At 53.8% G+C, this 18,922-nt stretch carries 16 protein-coding genes; 7 read left to right on the top strand and 9 right to left on the bottom strand.

Going from position 1 to position 18,922, the window contains the following annotated elements; translation table 11 throughout:
• Nucleotides 1–8 precede the first annotated feature (8 nt).
• Both AC0IM9_RS08780 and lolD read left to right on the top strand, forming a co-directional pair.
• Nucleotides 9–1,256, top strand: a complete 1,248-nt coding sequence (locus AC0IM9_RS08780; RefSeq protein WP_482803741.1) for a lipoprotein-releasing ABC transporter permease subunit — start codon at nt 9–11, stop codon at nt 1,254–1,256.
• On the top strand, nt 1,249–1,947 hold the full coding sequence (gene lolD, locus AC0IM9_RS08775; protein ID WP_445370704.1) for a lipoprotein-releasing ABC transporter ATP-binding protein LolD: 699 nt from the start codon (nt 1,249–1,251) through the stop codon (nt 1,945–1,947). The genes AC0IM9_RS08780 and lolD overlap by 8 nt, the downstream gene beginning before the upstream one ends.
• A gap of 406 nt (nt 1,948–2,353) precedes the next feature.
• On the opposite strand, the gene AC0IM9_RS08770 is transcribed toward lolD, so the two are convergent.
• From AC0IM9_RS08770 to AC0IM9_RS08755, 4 genes are all read right to left on the bottom strand, one after another.
• The gene (locus AC0IM9_RS08770) at nt 2,354–2,716 is read right to left on the bottom strand and encodes a hypothetical protein (RefSeq protein ID WP_482803740.1); all 363 of its coding nucleotides are present in this window, start codon (nt 2,714–2,716) and stop codon (nt 2,354–2,356) included.
• Nucleotides 2,717–3,190: 474 nt separating this feature from the next.
• A complete protein-coding gene (gene glyA / locus AC0IM9_RS08765) occupies nt 3,191–4,450 on the bottom strand; it encodes a serine hydroxymethyltransferase (protein ID WP_482803739.1) in 1,260 nt (419 codons plus the stop codon).
• Nucleotides 4,451–4,474: 24 nt separating this feature from the next.
• Complete coding sequence (locus AC0IM9_RS08760) at nt 4,475–5,830, bottom strand: glycerate kinase type-2 family protein (RefSeq protein ID WP_482803844.1); 1,356 nt, start codon at nt 5,828–5,830, stop codon at nt 4,475–4,477.
• Nucleotides 5,831–5,843: 13 nt separating this feature from the next.
• Nucleotides 5,844–6,701, bottom strand: a complete 858-nt coding sequence (locus AC0IM9_RS08755) for an NADP-dependent methylenetetrahydromethanopterin/methylenetetrahydrofolate dehydrogenase (RefSeq protein WP_445370700.1) — start codon at nt 6,699–6,701, stop codon at nt 5,844–5,846.
• A 210-nt stretch (nt 6,702–6,911) separates the two neighbouring features.
• Here AC0IM9_RS08755 and AC0IM9_RS08750 point away from each other — a divergent pair, with 210 nt between their 5' ends.
• Nucleotides 6,912–7,889: a malate dehydrogenase gene (locus AC0IM9_RS08750; protein WP_140912912.1), complete on the top strand. Its 978-nt coding sequence runs from the start codon at nt 6,912–6,914 to the stop codon at nt 7,887–7,889.
• A 67-nt stretch (nt 7,890–7,956) separates the two neighbouring features.
• Here AC0IM9_RS08750 and AC0IM9_RS08745 read toward each other — a convergent pair whose 3' ends face one another.
• Both AC0IM9_RS08745 and ald read right to left on the bottom strand, forming a co-directional pair.
• Nucleotides 7,957–8,718 (bottom strand): symmetrical bis(5'-nucleosyl)-tetraphosphatase, encoded by a 762-nt coding sequence (locus AC0IM9_RS08745; RefSeq protein ID WP_482803738.1) that lies wholly within the window; start codon nt 8,716–8,718, stop codon nt 7,957–7,959.
• A 57-nt stretch (nt 8,719–8,775) separates the two neighbouring features.
• On the bottom strand, nt 8,776–9,891 hold the full coding sequence (gene ald, locus AC0IM9_RS08740) for an alanine dehydrogenase (protein WP_445370698.1): 1,116 nt from the start codon (nt 9,889–9,891) through the stop codon (nt 8,776–8,778).
• 217 nt (nt 9,892–10,108) lie between these two features.
• On the opposite strand from ald, the gene AC0IM9_RS08735 reads away from it, so the two are divergent.
• Nucleotides 10,109–11,767, top strand: a complete 1,659-nt coding sequence (locus AC0IM9_RS08735) for an ATP-binding protein (RefSeq protein ID WP_445370697.1) — start codon at nt 10,109–10,111, stop codon at nt 11,765–11,767.
• Nucleotides 11,768–12,622: 855 nt separating this feature from the next.
• Nucleotides 12,623–13,603: an RNA polymerase sigma factor RpoS gene (gene rpoS / locus AC0IM9_RS08730; protein ID WP_140912916.1), complete on the top strand. Its 981-nt coding sequence runs from the start codon at nt 12,623–12,625 to the stop codon at nt 13,601–13,603.
• 91 nt (nt 13,604–13,694) lie between these two features.
• Here rpoS and AC0IM9_RS08725 read toward each other — a convergent pair whose 3' ends face one another.
• Together AC0IM9_RS08725 and ppx are read right to left on the bottom strand one after the other, a co-directional pair.
• A complete protein-coding gene (locus AC0IM9_RS08725) occupies nt 13,695–14,927 on the bottom strand; it encodes a hypothetical protein (protein ID WP_482803737.1) in 1,233 nt (410 codons plus the stop codon).
• Entirely contained in the window at nt 14,921–16,423 is a 1,503-nt protein-coding gene (ppx, locus tag AC0IM9_RS08720) for an exopolyphosphatase (protein WP_482803736.1), read from the bottom strand. The genes AC0IM9_RS08725 and ppx overlap by 7 nt, the downstream gene beginning before the upstream one ends.
• 119 nt (nt 16,424–16,542) lie before the next feature.
• Here ppx and AC0IM9_RS08715 point away from each other — a divergent pair, with 119 nt between their 5' ends.
• Together AC0IM9_RS08715 and AC0IM9_RS08710 are read left to right on the top strand one after the other, a co-directional pair.
• Nucleotides 16,543–17,448: an ABC transporter ATP-binding protein gene (locus AC0IM9_RS08715; RefSeq protein WP_482803735.1), complete on the top strand. Its 906-nt coding sequence runs from the start codon at nt 16,543–16,545 to the stop codon at nt 17,446–17,448.
• Nucleotides 17,445–18,209 carry an ABC transporter permease gene (locus AC0IM9_RS08710; protein WP_140912920.1) on the top strand — a complete coding sequence of 255 codons (765 nt, stop codon included), beginning with the start codon at nt 17,445–17,447 and terminating at the stop codon, nt 18,207–18,209. The genes AC0IM9_RS08715 and AC0IM9_RS08710 overlap by 4 nt, the downstream gene beginning before the upstream one ends.
• 1 nt (nt 18,210) lies before the next feature.
• On the opposite strand, the gene AC0IM9_RS08705 is transcribed toward AC0IM9_RS08710, so the two are convergent.
• Nucleotides 18,211–18,918: a helix-turn-helix domain-containing protein gene (locus AC0IM9_RS08705; protein ID WP_140912921.1), complete on the bottom strand. Its 708-nt coding sequence runs from the start codon at nt 18,916–18,918 to the stop codon at nt 18,211–18,213.
• Nucleotides 18,919–18,922 lie beyond the last annotated feature (4 nt).

Genomic DNA, 18,922 nt, shown 5'->3' with positions numbered 1-18,922 from the left:
TCTCCAGCATGTTCAAACCTCTCATCCTGTACATCGGGTTACGCTATACCCGTGCCAAAAAGCGCACCCAATTTATTTCATTTATTACGCTAACTTCGGTGTTGGGGATCGCCCTGGGCGTAACCGCTCTGATTACCGTGCTGTCGGTCATGAACGGTTTCGAAGCCGAATTGCGCGAGCGGATTTTAGGCATGACCGCGCACAGTACCGTCACCGGCCGCTACGGTCAGTTGGACGACTGGCAGGCCTTGGAACAACGCACCCGCGAAATGCCGCACGTGTTGGGTGCGGCACCGTTCATTCACGGTCAGGTCATGATCAATGCCGATCGTCAGGTCAGCGGTACTTTGCTGCAAGGCATACTGCCGGAACAGGAAGCGAAAGTATCAGAAGTGGCTGAAAAAATGATGTTCGGCAGCCTGAAGGATTTGGTCCCAGGCGAATTCGGCGTGGTGTTGGGTGCCGAGCTGGCCAGTTATCTGGGCGTGATGATCGGCGACAAAGTTACGATCATCACCCCGCAAATCAACTCTACCCCGGCCGGCATCTTGCCGCGCATGAAACGCTTTACCGTGGTTGGCGTATTCAAAGTCGGTATGTACGAATACGACCGCAACATGGCGCTGATGCATCTCGACGATGCCGCTAAGCTGTTCCGTCTGGAGCAGGCGGTATCCGGCTTGCGGCTTAAACTGGACGATTTGTTCAATGCACCGATGATCACGCAAAGTATGGCCGACGCCTTAGGCGACGATTATCGCGTCAGCGACTGGACCAAAGCTCACAGCAACTTCTTCCGTGCGGTACAAACCGAAAAACGGGCAATGTTTATCATCCTGCTGCTGATTGTCGCGGTGGCGGCGTTCAATATCGTCTCGACCCTGGTCATGGTGGTGACCGACAAGCGCGGCGACATCGCGATTCTGAAAACGCAGGGGCTGAGCAATGGCGCGGTGATGGGTATCTTTATTGTCTTGGGCTGCATCATCGGCAGCATCGGCACCGTATTGGGTACAGTTGGCGGGGTGTTGTTGGCGTTGAACGTGGAAACCATCGTGCCGGCCATCGAACAGGCTTTTGGCGTACAGTTTATGTCTGCCGATGTGTATTACATCAGCGAAGTGCCTTCGAAACTGATCTGGAACGACGTTTACTGGATTGCCGGCGTCGCGTTCCTGCTGTCTTTATTGGCTACGCTGTATCCTGCTTGGCAAGCGGCACGAGTCAATCCGGCCGAGGTGTTGCGCTATGAATAGTCCCATCGTGTTGCAATGCCAACAGCTGACCAAGCGTTACGAACAAGGCGATTTGAATGTTGAAGTGCTAAAAGGCGTCGATTTAGCGATTCACGCCGGCCAGCGCGTCGCCATCATGGGTGCCTCCGGTTCCGGCAAAAGCACCTTGCTGCACCTGCTGGGCGGTTTGGATAAGCCCAGCTCAGGCAAGGTGATTCTGGACGGTTCGGATTTAAACCAAATTGGTGCAGCGAAGTTAAGTCAACTGCGTAACCGTTCGCTCGGCTTTATCTACCAGTTCCATCATTTGCTCGGCGAATTTACCATCCTGGAAAACGTGGCGATGCCGCTACTGATCGGTAACCATTCGGTTAAATCCGCGCAACAACAAGCTGCCGAATTACTGAAACGCGTCGGCTTGGGCCATAGAATGCAACACAAACCCGGCGAACTGTCCGGCGGCGAACGCCAGCGCGCCGCCGTGGCTCGCGCCTTGATCAACAAACCCAAATGCGTCCTGGCCGACGAACCGACCGGCAACCTGGACAGTAAAACCGCCGAGCAGATTTACCAACTGATGCTGGAGTTAAACCGCGAGCTGCAAGTCAGTTTTCTGGTTGTAACTCACGATCCGGATTTGGCAGCGCGGATGGATCATGTGTTGTATATGGAGGATGGGTTGATTGTGCCTGATAGGGCTCATCACGGCTGACAGACTATGATAGTGCGTCGTTCCGGCATGGATTGCCGGAATCCAGACCGCAGGGATGCGAGTCTTCCGGATTATGTGTCGCTATCGCGACGGCTGGTTTTAATGTCGGTTCTCGGACCGACAGCCGAGATACTTTTCTTTGCTTGTCCAAAGAAAAGTATCCAAAAGAAAAGACACCCGGATGCCGCTTATTTCCTGCGCGCCGAAGCTTTTATCGAGGGTCGGCATACGGGGGAAACCTCAACGGGATTTGAAACCGCCTAATATTCGTAAAGTTTGCAGAAAGATTAAAAGCTGATGTGCTCCGCGTTGAACCTTACGGCCTTGAGCATAAAAAGATGGAATTGCTGCTGGTTTGCTAACTTTCGTTAATTTAGGTTTTACGATTTATTGTATCTGACCCATCCTAGGGTGTTATCTCAAGCCCCAAGGGATCGGAGTCTGATTTGTCAAGAACATAAGATATGGGGATAAACGGCAACCCTGTGACCGCGCCACAACTGCAACCTGGTAGCAACCAAATGCTGTTAATAAAAGACTTGTAACTCTTGCTTTTATCTCCGGTGTATAACTTATTGATTGTTTCAGCAAGCAGAATGAAAGGTGTTCCGCAGACGACATTACCTACAAATGTTGGAGTAGCAACAATCGCATTCCTGTTATAAAAATTCGATATTACTTTTATTGGATTTTCTTCTTGGATTAGTGATCGAGAAGCGCACCCATAAAGTACAACATTCACCAACAATAAGAATGCTATGCGTTTCATGATGTCATATCCTTGTTATATACAACTGAGTGCTTATATAGCTTTGGATCATGCTGTTTCCTTTTGGTATGCAGCAGGGTGAGTACGGGTGTTGCCCACGTGGAATCAAACGGTGGGCAACACCCGTGTTCACCCTTACTCTTTTGCTACCAGAAAATAAACAAGGTTCCCTTCAACTTTCGGCATGGTTCTCTCCCATATGCCGCGCCGAGCACCGGAGCTTTTGAACGGATTTGCCCGTAGGGGCGCCGCATGGATGCGGCGCGTTGCCGAAGGGGCAGGAAGCCCCTTTCGGCAACCCCGTTCAAAAGCGAGGAGCGCAGGGGATAAGCGGCATCCGGGTGTCTTTTCTTTTGGATACTTTTCTTTGGACAAGCAAAGAAAAGTATCTCGGCTGTCGGGCCGAGACCCGACATCAAAAACATCCGTCGCGTTAGCGACACATCATCTAAGCAAACTCACACAAGCCAAATCCTATTCGGCTGAATAAACCGGAAACCTAGCACACAACAAATGCACCTTCTCCCTAACCGCATCAATCACACTCTCGTCCTCAATGTTATCCATCACGTCGCACATCAAATGAGCAACCTGGCGGACTTCGTCTTCTTTAAAGCCACGTGAAGTGGGGGCGGGGGTGCCGACGCGGATGCCGCTGGTGACGAACGGCGATTGCGGGTCGTTGGGGACGGCATTTTTGTTGACGGTGATGTGGGCGCGGCCCAGGGCGGCGTCGGCGGCTTTGCCGGTGATGCCTTTCGGTATCAACGAAACCAGCATCAGGTGATTGTCGGTGCCGCCGGAGACCACGTCGTAACCGCGTTTGATGAACACCACGGCCATCGCTTGGGCGTTTTTGATGACTTGTTGCTGATAGGTTTTGAATTCCGGCGTCATCGCTTCTTTAAAGGCCACAGCTTTGGCGGCAATGACGTGCATCAGCGGGCCGCCCTGGATACCAGGGAAGATGTTGGAATTGATCTTCTTCTCCAGTTCCGGGTTGTGCTTGGCCAATATCAAGCCGCCGCGCGGGCCGCGGAGCGACTTGTGAGTGGTACTGGTGACGACGTCGGCGATCGGTACCGGATTCGGGTATAAACCGGCGGCGACCAGACCGGCGACGTGGGCCATATCCACTACCAAATAGGCACCGACCTTGTCGGCGATGTCGCGGAAACGCTGCCAGTCCCAGATTCTGGAATAGGCGGAAAAGCCGGCGATGATCAATTTGGGTTTGTGTTCCACAGCCAGCGCTTCGACTTGCTCGTAATCGATTTCGCCGGTGTCCTTGTTCAAGCCGTATTGGATGGCGTTATAGATTTTGCCGGAGAAGTTGGGTTTGGCGCCGTGAGTCAAGTGGCCGCCATCCGCCAGACTCAAGCCGAGGATGGTGTCGCCGGGCTGAATCAAGGACATGAACACCGCCATATTGGCTTGCGAACCGGAGTGCGGCTGGACGTTGGCGTAGTCGGCACCGAACAGTGCCTTGGCGCGGTCGATGGCCAGTTGCTCGACGATATCGACGTACTCGCAACCGCCGTAATAACGTTTTTCCGGATAGCCTTCGGCGTACTTGTTGGTCAGTAGCGTGCCTTGCGCTTCCATGACGCGCGGGCTGGCGTAGTTTTCCGATGCGATCAGTTCGATATGGTCTTCCTGGCGTTGGCGTTCTTGCTCAATGGCCCGGAACAATTCGTCATCAAAGCCGGCGATGGTCATTGACTGCTTAAACATTGTGGTCTCCTGGTAAGGTTCGGGTTATGCGTTGGGATGCAGCAGCAGGATTTGCAAGTCGGCAACGTTGGTGCCGGTCGCGCCGCATTTCAGTAAATCGTTGGCGGCGTCCAGCGCCGGATAAGCGTTATTATCGTTCAGCATCGCCGCCGGGTCGATAGCCGCGGCGCGGATGCGGTTAAGGCTGCCGTTGTCGACGATGGCGCCGGCGGCATCGGTCGGGCCGTCGCGGCCGTCGCTGCCGGCGCTGAGAAAGGTCCAGCGGCAATTTAAGTCTTGGGTTTCGGCCGCGATCGCGAAAGCCAGGGCCAGTTCCTGATTGCGGCCGCCTTTGCCTGTGCCGCGTAGCGTTACAGTGGTTTCGCCGCCGGCGATGATTGCGAGCGGTTGCTGCAGATCGCGCGATATTGTCACGGCGTGTCGACACAACTGTTCGGCCACCAGCCGGGCCTCGCCGCTTAATCGTTTGCTGAACAGTTCGGCGGCATAGCCGGAGGACTTGGCTGCAGCGACGGCTGTATCGACGCTCAATGCGTTGCTGCCAATCAAGTGGTGACCGACGTTTTCGAAAACGGGGTCGCCGGATTTAGGGGTTTCGGCGTAGAGTCCCTGTCGGCCGGCTTGTAAATGGTTCTTCACGGCGTCAGGTATCTGCGGCCAGACCCGGTAACTCTGCAATATGTCGATCGCTTCGCCGAAAGTACTGTCGTCCGGCACGCTGGGGCCGCTGGCAATCACGCTCAAGTCGTCGTCCAGCACATCCGACAATATCAAGGCGTGCAGATCGGCGGCCGCGGTCAAGCGTGCCAGTCCGCCACCTTTCAAACGCGAAAGATGTTTGCGGACGCAGTTGATCTGATGAATGGTGGCGCCGGATGCCAGTAGCAATTGGGTGGTGGCGATTTTATCGGCCAGACTGACGCCGGCAACCGGGCAGGGTAACAGCGCCGAACCGCCGCCGGAAATCAAGGCCAGCACCAAATCGTCGGCTTGGACGGTGTTGAGGCGATTGATCAGAGTTTCCGCCGCTTGAAGGCCGGCTTGGTCGGGCAACGGGTGGCCGGTTCCAAAGACTTGGATGTTATCGACCGCTACGACGTTTTCGTAGTTGGTGATGGCGATGCCGGGTGCTGCCAGCCACGTATCCGGAATGATTCGAATGGCCGCTTTGACCATAGCGCAAGCGGCTTTGCCGAAACTGAGCAGATGAATTCGCCGCCAATTGCCGCTACGGAGGTCGCCGCCGCAGCCGATGACTAGATTGTTACCCGCTTTATGCAGGTAATTGCCGACGCAGGTTTCTGGATCGGCCGCCGCCACGCCGGCCTGAAAGACGGCCAGGGCAGTTGCCCGTTCGGCGGATTCGGCAGCGAGAATCACGGCCGGCAAACAGCTATGCCATTTCCTTGGCGAGCGCGAAGATGATTTCGGCGTCGAATACTTGCTTGTTGTCTTCGAACAATTTGGCAATACAGGCCCGATGCAGGGCCAGTTTAAAGGCGCCGAAGCCGATCGCGCCCCAGACGATTTTACCGTGCCGCTCCCGACCTCTATCCATCACGTCGGTGCCGCCGATACCGACCGGTGGTGTGGCGTTGGCGTCTGCCAGCAACTGTAGATGAGGGTTATCTTGCCAATGTTCGGGTTTCAGCAATTCGACGCCGGCGGCACCGGTCGCCAACACGATGTTGGCGTCTGCGATCGCTGCGGCGCGGCTATCGTAATCGCCGGCTTCCAGCGGCGTGATGTCGACGTCGAAGCGCTGTTTCATCGCGAAGCAGGCTTTTTCGGCGTTGAAAATGTGGCGCGAGGTGATGCTGACCTGGGCGCCTTCAAGCGCCATCATCGCTGCCGCACGTTGGCCGACCGGACCGGTACCGGCCAATACCACGGCTTTTTTGCCGGCCAACGGCGCGCTGCCGGCCAGTTTGGCCACGGCGGCTGCAGCGGTGGTATTGCTGCCGTTGCTGTCCAGCATTACCGACACTTGAAAGCCCGGGAAGAAATGTTTTTGTACCGCGGCCAGTAACTTCTGGCCGGCCTCCATATTGCTGCCGCCGATGAAGATCGCCGTGTTTTTTTTGTCCTTCGGTGCGCGAGTGAAAATGGTACCGTCGACCAGGGCGCCGACATTGTCCGGAGTCAGGCTGCCGTGGCCGATCACATGGTCGGCGCCGCCATCGTAGGCCACGACGGTATCGAAGACGGAAGGGTGGGCATCGGTGTCAAATTGGAAGAGCAGTTTTTTCATTAACCTACCTGATAAAAGACGCTGGAGGCCGGAGACTGGCGTTTGGGTGGCGGCATTATACCGGAGTTTGTTTTGCCCGCTTCACATTCGGAACCGGCCGGATAAAGCGGGAATTAGAGATTGTTTGAGCAAAAACTTTATGTCATATTGAAACGGCTAACCGCGCCGCCAGGGCCGGATCAGTCCATTCACAGATGATGAGGAGCCCCGATGAAAACCCCCGTTGATATTGCTGTTACCGGAGCAGCTGGTCAAATAAGCTATTCGTTGTTGTTTCATTTGGCGGCGGGTGAACTGTTGGGGCTAGATCAGCCTATCGTATTGCGCTTGTTGGAAATTCCGCCGGCGATGAAACAATTGCAGGGTGTGGTCATGGAACTGAACGACTGCGCATTTCCACTATTAAATAAAGTCATTATCACGGACGACCCGAAAGTGGCGTTCGATAATGTCGATTATGCGTTTTTGGTGGGGGCCAAGCCGCGCGGTCCGGGTATGCTGCGCAGCGACTTGCTGCTGGATAACGCCCAGATTTTTATCAATCAGGGCCGAGCCTTAAACGAAGTGGCCAGCCGTAAGGTCAAAGTTCTGGTCACCGGCAATCCGGCCAATACCAATGCGCTGATCGCGATTCACAATGCGCCGGATCTGGCGCCGGAATGTTTCGCCGCAATGACGATGTTGGATCATAAACGGGCGATCAGCCAGGTTGCGGAAAAGTGCGGCGTATTAAGCCGGGATATCAAAAACATCACCGTGTGGGGCAACCATTCCTGTACCCAATATCCGGATTTGCATCATGCCAAAGTCAAAGGTATGGATGCCTTGTCTTTGGTCGAGCACGATTGGTTCGTCAACGATTTTATTCCGACGGTGCAATACCGCGGTACCGAAATCATCAAAGTACGCGGCCAATCCAGCGCGGCGTCTGCGGCGCATGCTGCAATCGAACATATGCGCCTCTGGGCGCAGGGCACGGATGCCGGCGACTGGGTTAGTATGGCTGTGGCGTCGGACGGCAGTTACGGCATCGAAGAAGGATTGGTTTATTCATTCCCGGTTCAGGTCGTAGACGGCCAGATTCGGATCGTCAAAGGTTTGGATCTGAACGAATTCAGCCTGGAGCGCTTGCGCCAAAACGAAGTGGAATTGAAGGAAGAGCGGCAGGCGATCCAGCATCTGCTATAACCCGGTACTGCCGGTATCGCTCGCTTTAAGCCGATCAGGGGCCTGAGTCAAAACAGTTGCATTGCCTTTAGCCGTCCGCCAGACGAACCGCTATTTGTGCGCAGACGTCGGGTAGCGGGAAAACGCCGGAACAATCCCGGTCCTCAAAGCCGGCGTCGTCGGCAAACACGATACGCAATTGTCCGGCCTGACGGTTAGTTAGCCGATACCATGGCAGCAGGCCGTCGCGTTGCGCTGACACCGGGCCGCTGGCGCTGAAATCGAGTTTGCCGGCTTCGTTACAATATTTCATCCGGGTATAGGCGTTGGCAACGAAATTTAGCCGTTTCCAGCCGCGCAGTTTTGCATGCCAACGCGATTGGTCTTGGCGGTGGTGTTCCAGGAAGGCCTGATATTGGCTTTGCGACAGCACCGATTCGACTTCATAGGCAAAAGTCATGGCCTGGCTGAAACTCCATTCTGCCGGAACGCCGGCGTGTACCAGGGTGTAATTCAATTTAGCGTCGTGGTGGATCAGACCGCGTTGGCGCAGCCATTTCAATAACTCGTCCCGATCCGGAGCGGCCAGCACCGGCTCGAAACCGGCAACGGAATTGCCGCAGCCGGCCGCGGCCGACAATAACTGCAAGTCGCGATCGCCCAGTACTGAAATCGCGCTTTTTCCCAAATTTTTCACCAAACGCAGTACCTCCAGCGTTTGCGGATTGTCGCCGGCTAAATTGCCGGCCAACCAGATCCGGTCCGTTGCCGGATCGAATCCGATTTTACCCAGCAACTGTTGTAAGGCTTGGTAGTTGCCGTTAATACTGCCGATTGCATAGAGCGCCATTGCCGATTCCGCGTTAATTGTCTCGGGCTAATTCAAGGCTTCGTCGACAGGGGTAAGTCACGCGATGAACTGCTCGGCCGGGACATAATCGATGGCGAAGGCCTCCGCGATGCCGGCGCAGGTGACCTGGCCTTCTATCACGTTAAGGCCTTTTAACAGCGCTGGATTGTCGCGCAAGGCTTGTTGCCAACCTTTGTTTGCCAATTGCAGAACATAAGGTAACGTGGCGTTGGTCAGGGCCAGCGTCGAGGTGCGCGGTACGCCGCCCGGCATATTGGCCACGGCGTAATGGACGATGCCGTCGACCAAATAAATCGGCTCGGCGTGTGTCGTCGGACGGGTGGTTTCAACGCAACCGCCTTGGTCGACCGCGACGTCGACGATCACGGCGCCGGGTTGCATTAGCTTCAGGTCTTCTCTCCGAATCAATTTCGGCGCTGCGGCGCCGGTCACCAGCACGCCGCCGATTACCAGATCGGCCTCGGCGATTTGTTCCAGGATGGCGTGGCGGCTGGAGAACAACAGTTGCACGTTGGCCGGCAGAATGTCGGCGAGATGGCGCAGACGTTCCAGCGACAAATCCATCACCGTGACTTGGGCGCCCAGACCGGCTGCCATTTTAGCGGCCTGGGTGCCGACTACGCCGCCCCCCAAAACCAATACCTTAGCCGGCAACACGCCCGGCACGCCGCCCAGCAACATGCCACGGCCGCCGTACAGTTTCTCCAGGTAGTGAGCGCCTTCTTGTACCGCCAGCCGGCCCGCCACCTCCGACATCGGCGTCAGCAACGGCAATTCGCCGTTGGCCAATTGGACCGTCTCATAGGCGATGCAGGTCGCGCCGGAGGCAAGATGGGCTTCGGTCAATTCGCGATCGGCAGCGAAGTGAAAATAGGTGAATACGGTTTGGCCTTTGCGCAACAGCGGCCATTCGGCCTTTATCGGTTCCTTGACCTTGACGATCATGTCGGCTTCGGCCCAGACCGTTTCGGCGCTGTCGGCCAAGCCGGCACCGGCAGCTTGATATTGTTCGTCGTTGAAGCCGGCGCCCATACCGGCGCCGCGCTGCAAGGTCACGCTATGGCCGGCGGCTACCAAGGCCGCTACTCCGGAAGGTACCAGCGACACGCGGTTTTCGTTGGGTTTGATTTCCTTCGGAATCCCGATTTTCATATTCACCTCATGGGTTGTTGACCAGCGTTGTTTGGATAATAGCAATAAATGGACCGAGACGAAGTCGCCGAGTTTCAAGAACTTGCGAACCCTTCGCCGGAAGTCGGGAGGCAATTGTCGGGTTTTACTGTCGTTTTGGCGTAAACCCTTCACTCTAAGGGGTGAAGGGCTAAAAACTGACTAAGCTTAAGCGGTTAGTTTCAGCTTAGAGGATGTCATGAACCACACCCAAAACATTCTGATCGGCCACTTGACCGAAGTGAGAGGCGACGGCATGGATGCGCGCATCATCGAAGAACATTCGACCGCGGCGCCGATCATTCGGCTAGGCGACGAGGAAATTCTGGCCGGCCATATCGGATCTTACGTCGTGATTCGGCAGTCGCATATCGGCGTGTTGGCGTTGGTGTTTAAAATGTGGGAACGTGACCGTTTCGATAGTGCCGGGAACCGGGCTACAGATCGTTTCATTGCATTGATTCCGGTCGGGGAGTTGACCGAAAACAATGTGTTCATTCGCGGTGTGCGCCATTATCCAACGCCCGGTGCCGCGGTCTATGCCGTTGGGCTGAGCGAGATCAATGCGATTTTTTCCAAATTTCGCGATTACCAGTTTTTTATCGGTCAGTTGGCCAGCCACAAGGATTACCACCTGAGCTTGGACCCGCGGGCCTTGTTCGGCCGACATTTTGCGATCATCGGCCAGTCCGGTTCGGGTAAATCGTGGACCGTCACCAGTTTGATCCAGCACACGATGAAAGCCATGCCGAAAACGCACATGGTCATGTTGGATTTGCACGGCGAATATTGCTGGAAGCGTCCCGACGGCAGCATCGAATCGGCGTTTCCGGCCGATCAGGTCAATTATGTCGACGCGTTGGACATGGAGATGCCTTACTGGATGATGAGCTACGCCGAGTTGGTCGATTTGTTCATCGACCGCGACGACAACGGCGCTTCGATGCAGATGGCGTTTATGCGCGAAATTCTGCAGCAATTGAAACGTAAGGAAGCCAAGGCGATTGGCTTGGCTTCGGTAACGATAGATACGCCGATTTATTTTTCGTTGGCGGAAATGTATATGCAATTCAAAGCGGCCAACGAGGAGCGTAAAGACTTCGGTAAGACCAAAGGGGCGTTGTTCGGTCAGTTCGACGAATTTTTGGTCAGGATGCAGAGTCGGTTCAACGATGTGCGCTACGATTTTTTGTTGAAACCGAAAAAGCGTAATTCGTCGGACAGCATGGCCGGCTTGTTGCGCCAGTTTGTCGGCCTTGGCGACAAAAAAGCCAATATTACCGTGGTGGACCTTAGTTCGGTGCCGACCGACGTCCGGCCGGCCGTGTCGGCCCAGGTCGGCCGCTTGGCTTACGAATTTAACTATTGGAACCCGCGCCGCCGCGAATTTCCGATCACGTTGATTTGCGAGGAGGCGCACGCCTATATCCCGCGCGAAAAAAACGGTCAGTTCGACGGCACCCGCAAAATGATGGAACGGATTGCGAAGGAAGGACGCAAATACGGCGTCTCTATCGGCGTGGTCAGTCAGCGGCCGACCGAACTTTCAGAAACGATGCTGGCGCAATGCAGCTCGTTTATTTGTTTACGCACCACCAACCCTGACGACCAGCAATATATCCGGGGTTTGGTACCGGAAGCAGAGGGCGATCTGGCGGATATTTTGAGCTCTTTGGGCCGCGGTGAGGCGTTGGTGTTGGGTGAGGCGGCGCCGTTACCGACCAGGGTGCAGATTTATCGGCCCAGTCCCGAACCGAAAAGTAACGATGTCGATTACTACACTAGCTGGCGCGAAGGCCCCGAGGATTTGGATGTGGAAGGCATCGTTCACAATTGGCGGACCCAGAACCGGAATTAATCGGTTAGTCGATGGGCTGCCGGTACCTAGCAGGTTGGTGAAAAACCATATTTGAGACGCTAATTTTGCTCAATCGAACCAGCATTTAGTAGGAAAGCGGCTTCATCGTCACTAAATATAGAGCCATTCAAAGCCAAAAAAGAGTTTTTCACCAACCTGCTAACGTTTGAAGCCGGCCCTGGTGTGCGCGGGTTAAGCGCGTGCCCGCCCGCGTATTACCGGGGCAGTCATGCGTCAGGCTGGTAAGCGCTCACTCGGCTGAGCTATGCGGGACGTGGTTCCGCATCGCCGCTCCATCGCCACAGTCTCCAATCCGACTACCGCCTCACCTACCAAAATTAGGCAGCGAAATAGCCTGTCTATGCAATTTCAAGCCGCGCCAAACCCATCGGGCAATTACCTTTTAGGCGAACGATAACCCGCTCATAACTCTCGGCCAAAATGCGGACTGTTTTTTGCAACCGTGAATTACATCACTATATTTTTTCAAAATATAAGTACTAGCTCGAGTTTTTGCCGCTAAAACGCTGCCAAAAACGGAAAAAATCAAATGATGGCGAGATTAAAATAAAATTAAAAAAAGAGACGTGCGCCGCAAAAAAATCAATGAATTCAATTTATAAGACGAATCTTTTAAAGTTATACTGCGTCACGCCGTTAAGGTAAGTGTCCGTTATGAGTCTTTCGGAATAAAGCACTAGCGGCACGTGGAGCCTCTGGTTTTCATGCTTCGTATCAAGAGAGAAGAGGCGGGTACCGCCCATGGCATCTTGAGGTTTATAAAGGAAGATCGCTTATCCGGCTGGATAATAAAAAATAATTGAATCGGCAAGCCAAATACCTGGGAGATTAAATATGATGGAAGAAACTTTAGATGTAATAAAAGATATGGATATTCCAGACTTTATTTCTTTTGAGGATGTGGAGGACGATGTAGTTGAAGTCGATCCTAATGAAAATTTCAAATTAACTGAAATAGAAAGCGGTGATTCGCAAAGTGATAGCGGTTTCGATGCTACTCGCGCTTACTTGAACGAGCTCAGTAAGTCCCAATTATTAACGGCCGACGAGGAAAAGATATACGGCAAACGCACTCAGCAAGGGGATCCACAAGCGCGAAAAATCATGATCGAAAGCAATTTGCGTTTGGTCGTCAAAATTTCTCGCCGCTATTTGAATCGAGGCTTGCCTTTGCTCGATTTGATTGAGGAAGGTAACCTGGGTTTGATCAGAGCGGTGGAAAAATTCGATCCGGACCGCGGCTTCCGCTTTTCCACTTATGCTACTTGGTGGATTCGACAAACCATAGAGCGTGCGATTATGAACCAGACGCGGACTATCCGCTTGCCGATTCATATCGTCAAAGAAATGAATATTTATTTGAAAGCGCAAAGGAATCTGGCGCAACAGCTGGACCATGAGCCGACCGTTGATGAAATCGCGAAACATTTGGATAAGCCGGCGAAAACTGTCAGTAAAATGCTGAAACTGAATGAACGAGTTACTTCGGTAGATGTGTCTTTCGGAAAAGATTTCGACAAGCCTTTATTGGAAACCATTTCCGAAGAAGAGAGCCGTAACCCGGCGGAAATTTTGCAGGACAACTTTATCCAAAATAACGTCACATATTGGGTATATCAACTGGCCGAGAAACAACGCGAGGTGATTTGTCGGCGTTACGGACTATGTGGTTTCGAAAATGCGACCTTGGAACAAGTGGCTCTGGAATTGGGCGTCACTCGGGAGCGAGTGCGGCAAATTCAGATGGATGGTCTCAAACGTTTGAAGGAAATCTTGGAAACCAGCGGTTATTCCTTTGAATCCATTTTTAGTTAACTAGCGTGATTATCTTCAACCGGTCCCACTGCCGCAGTGGGATCCGGTTCGAGCGAGTTGTTGTCTGGGTGTCCATTTTCGCAATTTGCTTTTATTGGTAGAGCGGCAAATCATCCAGTCTTTTGTCGATTTCCGAAATAACTTCCTGGTAACGTTTGCTGCCTACGCGTTCAAACCGTTGCTTAAAATCCATTTCGTCCATATGCTCCGGCAGGTCTTGTACCTCGGGGATAATGGCCGAATAGTCTTTGGTCTCCGCCATTAATTTTTGCAGTAGCCTGGCTTTGGTCTGGGAGGCGATAGCCATCCGGCCGAAACGGCTCCCGGCCATATCGGCGGACAAGTCGATGAAACTGAAGCCGCTGCCTTGCCGGGCGTCGCCCAATTCCTTGTCCACGCCCATTCTTTCGCCCAATAACGACGCATCCACTGCCGCCAACAAGGCCGAAGCGATGAAATGCTGCGGAATATCGACGCGCTTGTAGGCGAAGACCGGGTATTCCTTGCTGTATACCAAACCCAAGGGCAAAAATCGGCGTAAGTCGCGCTTGTAGATGTAACTGGCCACAGCGATGATGATGGCGCGGTTTTCCTGGATGGCATCGGCTTCGGGGGTGTTTTGGTAAGCGGTTGCGAATAAAGGTTGCAGTAATTCGATCAAGGACAGGCGCCAGTCCGGATCGTGTCGATTGACGATATCGTTGATTTGTTGTTGATACAGGTGCAGGTTGGGATACTCGGCGTGTTTTCGAATCACCAACTGTTTGGCGGCGTCCGCTATTGAGCCCAAATAACTGATCTCCAGTGTTTGTGGGCCGATTTGCACATTTTTGACATACTGGGTCAGAACTTGCCAGTAGTCGTTTAGCGGCGTATGGATGACCAAGGCTGGAATCAATAGGTTTGCCGCCGGATCCGGAATCGAAATTTCGCCGACTTTGAACGACTTTAACCGAATACTATCGTTTAGTTGCCGCACGCTGAAACTGAAATCAAGGTAGTGCCCGAACAAGGTTTCCGGCACGAATACTGCGATTTGGCAGTCTATTCGATCCTGGCCGAAATGGACTTGGGTGGTATTTTCGACGAAATGGTCCAGCAAATAGCTGGCGGCAATATTCAAATCCTTTTGATCCAAATTGACGGTTTTCAGTTGACTCCGCTCTTCGGGACGTACTTGCAGCAATTGTTTGGCGCGTTGGATGTCGTCGCGGGTCAGTCCCTGATTCAAGCTGGGCAACGGCGAGTCGTCGATCGCGAATAGCAACATTACTGCCAATAGCGCCGCGGTCGAGAACAGCGCGAATAACAAAGCCTTCAGCATTGATCGATGATCAACTCGAAATTAGCGTCTTCCAGGTAATGCATTTCTTTTTTCAAGTCGGCGTAGGTCAGCGGTGCCTGTTCCAGCCAGCCTTCCGGAAACGCGAGTTTGATGGTGTTGCCGTCGATATCGATTTTGAAGTCGGCACGTTGGCTGTGGCGGTTTCGGTGGAGTACCGTCGCCAAGCGAAACACGATGGCCATAACCGGAGCATTTTGCCGCCAGGGATGAGGCAAGTCGGCGAAGCGCTCGAGACGCAGCTTTTTGCGGTGGCTGCGTACCAACTTCGACAGTAGCAATTGATCTTGCTTGGAGAATCCGGCCAGATCGCCGTTTTCCAGAATGTAGGCGCTGTGTTTGTGGTATTGGCTATGGGCGATTTCGAAACCAATTTCGTGCAACTCCGCCGCCCATTCCAAAAATTGCAGGCTGGCCGGATTGTCTTGAAAGCAGGGGTGTGATTCTAATTGCCGCACAATGTAACGCAGGGTATCTTGCAGTTGCTCGCTATGGCGTTGATCGGTGTGGTAGCGGGCGGCAATCAGTTTACTGGTCTGCGAACGAATATCGTCGTTATAGATGCGGCCCAACAGGTCGTAAACCAAGCCCTCGCGCAGCGCGCCGTCTGACACCGTCATCTGTTCGATATGCAAGGTCTTGAACGTCGCATAGACGATTGCGACCGCGCCGATAAAGACCGGGCGGCGCTCCAGGCTCAATGCCGGGAAATTGATCTGCTCCACTTTATCCAGCTTCAACAATTGCGCAACCAGTTGCTCCATGCCGGCCAGCGTAATGCCGTTGTTGCTCCAGCCCGAGGTTTGCAGCACGTTGCTGATCGCCTTCAAACTGCCGGAGGCGCCGATCGCTTCATCCCAGTTTTGGGAATGGAAGGTGTTTTGGAAGGGTTCCAAATGCTGTTCGGCAAACAGCGTGGCTTTGCGGAACGCTCGCTTGTTGATATCGCCGTTCTTAAAAAAAAGCTGGCTAACCGTGACGCAACCCATGTTCAGGCTTTCCTTGGTATGGGCAACATCGTTGCGACCGATGATGTATTCGGTGCTGCTACCGCCGATATCCATCACAAAGCGGTTATTGGCGTTGCTGGCCAGACTGTGGGCCACACCCTGGTAGATCAAACGGGCTTCTTCGATGCCGGAAATGATATGAATCGGATGGCCTAAGGCCCGTTCGGCTTTTTTGATGAACTGTTGCGAGTTCTTGGCGATGCGCAAGGTGTTGGTACCGACGATGGCCACGCTGTTCGGCGGGAAATTACGAATGCGTTGGCCGAAGCGTTCCAGGCAAGCCAGTGCCCGTTCTTGCGTAGCCTGATCCAGGTACTTCTGCGAGTCCAGTCCCGCTGCCAGGCGCACCATTTCTTTCAATCGGTCGAGGGTTTGCAGCTTTCCGTCGTGCAAACTGCAAATGATCATGTGGAAACTGTTGGAGCCAAGATCGACCGCGGCGACGCTGGTCGGTATTTGCTGAGGCACGAGTCTGTTCCTGTTCGGACTACGGGGGAAGGCGGAGTCTGATAGAATTCCGCAGCTTAACTGGCGATACCGTTCCCAACTGGCGCCAGCTTTCATCGGCGGCCATTATAACTTAGAGCATGACGGCTTTATCCATTCAAAACTTAAAAAAAACGTATAGCAACGGCTTCGAGGCCTTGAAGGGCGTGGATCTGGAAGTCGAACGCGGTGACTTTTTCGCGTTACTCGGCCCCAACGGCGCCGGCAAATCCACGTTGATCGGCATCATCAGTTCTTTGGTCAATAAAACCAGCGGCAAGGTCAGCATCTTCGACCACGATCTGGACACCGACCCGGTCGCGGCCAAAACCTGCATCGGCGCGGTGCCGCAGGAAATCAACTTCAACCAATTCGAAACCTGTTTCAGCGTGGTTTTCAACCAGGCTGGTTATTACGGGATTCCGCGCAAGTTGGCGATGCAACGCACCGAGCAGTGCTTGCGCCAGGTTGAACTGTGGGATAAGCGCGATACCGTGTCGCGGCGGCTGTCGGGCGGCATGAAACGGCGCTTGATGATCGCGCGGGCGATGGTGCATTCGCCGCGGCTGCTGATTCTGGACGAACCGACCGCCGGAGTAGACATCGAGATCCGGCGGTCGATGTGGGAGATGATGCAGGCGGTGAACAAACAGGGTACTACCATCATCCTGACGACCCACTATCTGGAAGAGGCGGAAAGCCTGTGTCGCAATATTGCGATCATCAACAACGGCCAGATCGTCGAGAAATCGGCGATGCATCAATTGCTGGGCCGGATGCATACCGACCATTTCGTGCTGGATGTCGGGCGCAGTCTGAGCGGCGTGCCGGCGATCCCCGGTTACCATATCGAATTGGTCTCGGAACGCAGTCTGGAAGTGGCCGTGCCGAAAAGCCTCGGTTTAAACCGATTGTTTCAGGAGCTATCCGCCCGGCAGATTGAAGTGTTGAGTCTGCGTAACAAATCCAACCGTCTCGAACAACTTTTCCTGGACTTGGTGCAATGAACTATTCCGTGGCCTTTTCGACCATCTTAATCAAGGAAATTCGCCGCTTCACCCGGATCTGGCCGCAAACCTTGCTGCCGCCGGCCATCACTACGGCCTTGTATTTTCTGATCTTCGGCAAATTGATCGGCGACCGGATCGGCTTGGTGCACGGCGTCCGCTATATGGATTACATCGTGCCCGGCATTATTTTGATGTCGGTGATCAGCCATTCCTATTCGAACGTGGTTTCTTCGTTTTATTCCACCAAGTTTCAGCGCCATATCGAAGAGCTGCTGGTGGCGCCGGTGCCGAATTATGTGATTTTGTCCGGTTACGTTTGCGGCGGCATCGCCCGCGGCGTATTGGTGGGCTTGGTCGTGGCCGGTATTTCGATGGCCTTCACCGACACGGCAATTTTGCATTGGGATATCGCGGCAGCGGTATTCGTGTTGACAGCGACCTTGTTTGCCTTGGCCGGCTTCATCAATGCCGTCTTCGCCGACAGTTTTGACGATATTTCCATCATCCCGAACTTCATCCTGACGCCGCTCAGCTATTTGGGCGGCGTGTTTTACTCGGTCGAAATGCTGCCCGGTATCTGGCAGAAGGTTGCTCAGGGCAATCCGATTTTGTACATGATCAACGCCTTTCGTTACGGCATGATCGGCGTCAGCGACGTGCAAATTCAGATTGCGTTTGCGATGACGGCCGGCTTTATTCTGCTGCTGGCCGGCCTGAGCCTGTTTTTACTGCACAAAGGCATCGGCATCAAAAACTGATTTATTCCAAAGGCAACAGCATGTTGCGCAGGCCGGTCGGGTTTTTGATCGCGATAAACCGGTTCTGCACCACGATCAGTTCGTCGTCCTGGAATTTTTTCAGTAGCCGGCTGACGGTTTCCAGCGCCAAGCCGAGATGGTTGCCGATTTCCTGGCGGGTCAACGACAACTTGAATTCCGACGAGGAAAATCCGCGCCGCTTCAAGCGCTCGGACAGGCTGATCAAAAAATAGGCCAGCCGCTCGTCGGCCGGGCGCTTGCTTAGTACCAACTGGTTTTTGTCTTCCAGCATTTTTTCGCCGGTATGGCGAAACAATTCCCTGGTCAGACTCGGCACGTTTTTGAACAAGTCGTCCATGTTGTCGGCCGGCAATATGCAAAAACTCATGGTTTCCAGCGCAATCGCCGCGCAGTTGTGTTTGTCTTCCGATAGGCCGTCGAATCCCAGCAATTCGCCCGGCAGCAAAATATTCAAAATATGTTCGTTGCCGTGGCTGTCGTTGGCCACCAGTTTGGCGCTACCGGACTTGATGGCCAGAATGCCGCGAAAGTTGTCGCCTTCCCGGTAAATGAAGTCGCCGCGTTGCAAGGTTTTGCGGGCTTTTACGACTTGGCTGATGTTGTTGATTTCGCTTTGCGACAAGCCGCGCGGTAAACAAATATTGTCCAAGCCGCAGTTGGCACAATTGACTTGATTTTTAATCGTCACGTTA

Source organism: Methylomonas sp. Uni0011, assembly GCF_056850255.1.
The sequence above is the reverse complement of the archived record's forward strand: the minus strand, read 5'-3'. Positions and strand labels throughout refer to the sequence as shown.